The following is a 2,984-nucleotide window of genomic DNA, read 5'->3' as shown; positions in this document are numbered from 1 at the left end:
CAAGTCACTCAACAAGATATTCGCAATTGGTTTGCTCATTGTTGCTACTGTACCTCATGAGTCCGGGAACCGCTATAGCGAACTTAAAATAGGATTAAAATCAGCTAAAGGAGGGGGAGTTTAGTAAGGGGAATTCAAATTTTGATAATATTTATAAATTAGACCCCAATTGAAAAGCGATCGCCTGACTCTTTCTCAGTTCACGGAAGCGATCGCTTTAACTTGGGCTAGGGCTTATTCAGGAAAATCGGGGATAATCCATTTCGGAGGCTGCGTCCGTTTTTTTCTAATGGCTTCTTCGGCGATTTCTATCATTTTATCTAAAGACGTTTCTTCGATAAACTGGGACGTTTGTTCTGCATATTCGCGATTAGGACATTTGTCTCCCAATACACAGCCATTCACGCAGGCTACAGCACAGTTAATAGTCTCTGTCACGACAACCTCTTTTTTATGTTCCTCTGAGTTGACATTGACCCCAGACGACTGTATCGGCTTGATGAAAGCAAACCGCCGTCGTCTGTTAAGAATCTAAGTTCTGACTAATTATTGTAGCATCACGGATGAGGGGCATTAAGATGGGTGGGACTATGAAAATGAGAAAAGACTGGACTGCCCGGGGTTACAGACAAGCGCGATCGCCTGGGAACCCTCCCAGAAGAACCCTCGAATCAATCATCTGGGATACCTAGACTTGTGCTCGGGAATTTCCCGAAAACCGGGGGGTTGCGATAGACTATGAGCAAGACTAAGGGATGTTCGGATTTCCCCTGGGGTTGCTTGGGTTGAGTGGGTGCGATCGCCCTTGGGTAGAACCCGCCTTCTCCAGTTCCGGGGGCTGCTGCGATCGCGGCGATCAAAGGGGAGTTAAACTAGCCATTGATTCCTTCAAATGACTGGGATTTTTCAGTCCGGTTAACCCGGAAAACCCCTCCCCATCTCTTCCGGATTATCAAGCGTTGTAGCCGTGAATTCTAACCCATATAACCGCTATTTTTTTGACGTTATGACTGTCACTGTCCTGTTACGGGCCTTAAATCAAACTGTTAAATTTTGCTCTTTATCTTTAATGATTGCGGGACTCGGGGGCTGTACCAATTTGGTTAAGTCGGGAGTTGGCGTCACCGATATCGAACAGATCCATAGCGACTGGCAGAAACAAGATACGGTGTATTTAAAAGGCATTGTTGAAAATCGCGCACCGTTTCTACAATCGGGGGCTTATCAACTTCAGGATGCCACGGGCTCAATTTGGGTGATGACCGATTCACCCCTTCCAAATGTGGGGGATGAGATGGTGATGAAAGGTCAGGTTACTTATCAAAGTATTCCAATTGCGGGACAAGAGTTAGGAGAAGTTTACCTTAAAGAACTCGAACAACTCAAGCGGGAGAGTTCGGCAAAGAATAATCTCTAAACTGGGGTGCGCCCAAGAAACCGGGTTTTTTGAATAATCCCGGTTTCTTTTTGTGAAAATTAACGTAAGGTTACGAACTCTTCGGCAGTGGAAGGATGAATGCCAATGGTGGCATCAAAGTCTTTTTTGGTGGCTCCCATATTGACGGCAATGGCTAAACCTTGAACGATTTCTGCCGCATCTTTACCGACGATATGGACGCCTAAAATGCGGTCGGTGGTTTTGTCCACAATTAATTTAATCATCACCTTTTCTTCGGCATCGGTGAGACTATAAAACATGGGACGGAATTTTGCGCGATAGATGGTTAAATTGTCGCCCACTTTGTCTCGGGCTTCTTCTTCAGTCAAGCCCACTGTGGAAGCTTCCGGCTGGGAAAAGACGGCGGTTGGGATGCCGGTATGGTTAATATGGCGGGGGATATGACCAAAGACGGTATCAGCAAAAGCCCGACCTTCCGCGATCGCCACCGGGGTTAAATTGATGCGATCGGTACAATCTCCCACGGCATAAATATGGGATTGATTGGTGCAACTATCTGGACTGACGGCGATCGCACCCAGAAGCACTTCAACCCCAGCATTTTCCAAGTTTAACCGGCTTAAATTCGGTTTGCGCCCCGTCGCACAGAGTAATGTATCTACCGTGATTGGCTCATGTTTTTCACCGGCAAAAATCAACTTTAAGCCATCATCGGTCTTTTCAATCTTCTCCAGGGTTGTCTGAGTTTTGAATTGAATTCCATGTTTTGTCATTCCATCTTGAATATTCTGGACAATATCCTGATCGAAGCCATGTAAAATGTAGTCGCGGCGAATAATTTCGGTGACTTGTGCCCCCAACCCATTCATAATTGAAGCAAACTCGACGCCGATATAACCGCCGCCCCAAACAGCAAACCGCTTAGGAAATTCGCTGAGGTGGAACATTTCATTGGAGGTGATGCTATGTTCGATGCCTTCAATATCCGGTTTCGTGGGTTTTCCCCCCACTGCAATCAAAATTTTGTCGGCTGTGATTTTGCGATCGCCCACTTCAAGGGTATGGGGATCAACAAAAGTAGCCATTCCATTGATTAACTCAACTCCGGCTTTTTCCAGATTATTAATGTGGATTTGATTGAGGCGCATCACTTCTTTCTGAACCGCTTCCACCAGTTTGTTCCAATCAAAATTGGGTTCAGCTTTCTCCCAACCGTAACCCACAGCATTTTGATACAGGTTAGAAAATTGGGACGCATACACCATTAATTTTTTGGGAACGCAACCCCGGATGACACAGGTACCTCCCACTAAATCCCCTTCGGCGATCGCAACTTTAGCCCCATAAGAAGCAGCCCGTTTCGATGCCGCTAATCCGCCAGAACCCGCACCTATCACAAATAGGTCATAATCAAAGTTCGTCATCTCAGTCACTCCGTTTGTCTTCTTTTAATAACAGGGTAATCCGTTTCGCAAGGCGTTGGGGAGGATGGGGAGGGTGGGGAGGGTGGGGAGATAGGGGAGATAGGGGAGATAGGGGAGATAGGGGAGATAGGGGAGATAGGGGAGATAGGGGAGATAGGGGA

4 protein-coding genes are annotated in these 2,984 nt (G+C 46.6%); 2 read left to right on the top strand and 2 right to left on the bottom strand.

All coding sequences use genetic code 11. The features are described from left to right. Positions 1–234: 234 nt before the first annotated feature. A complete protein-coding gene (locus NG792_RS28675) occupies positions 235–438 on the bottom strand; it encodes a hypothetical protein (protein ID WP_261201761.1) in 204 nt (67 codons plus the stop codon). A 317-nt stretch (positions 439–755) separates the two neighbouring features. Here NG792_RS28675 and NG792_RS28670 point away from each other — a divergent pair, with 317 nt between their 5' ends. Together NG792_RS28670 and NG792_RS28665 are read left to right on the top strand one after the other, a co-directional pair. After that, on the top strand, positions 756–896 hold the full coding sequence (locus NG792_RS28670; protein WP_261237785.1) for a hypothetical protein: 141 nt from the start codon (positions 756–758) through the stop codon (positions 894–896). Between the two features lie 110 nt (positions 897–1,006). Next, positions 1,007–1,417, top strand: a complete 411-nt coding sequence (locus NG792_RS28665) for a hypothetical protein (RefSeq protein WP_261201759.1) — start codon at positions 1,007–1,009, stop codon at positions 1,415–1,417. Positions 1,418–1,476: 59 nt separating this feature from the next. Here NG792_RS28665 and gor read toward each other — a convergent pair whose 3' ends face one another. Further along, positions 1,477–2,823, bottom strand: coding sequence for a glutathione-disulfide reductase (gor, locus tag NG792_RS28660; RefSeq protein ID WP_261237784.1), 1,347 nt, complete (start codon positions 2,821–2,823; stop codon positions 1,477–1,479). Positions 2,824–2,984: the final 161 nt, after the last annotated feature.

The organism is Laspinema olomoucense D3b, from assembly GCF_025370785.1.
Lineage (GTDB): Bacteria > Cyanobacteriota > Cyanobacteriia > Cyanobacteriales > Laspinemataceae > Laspinema > Laspinema olomoucense.
Note: the sequence above shows the minus strand (reverse complement) of the source record. Positions and strands in the feature narration are given on the sequence as shown.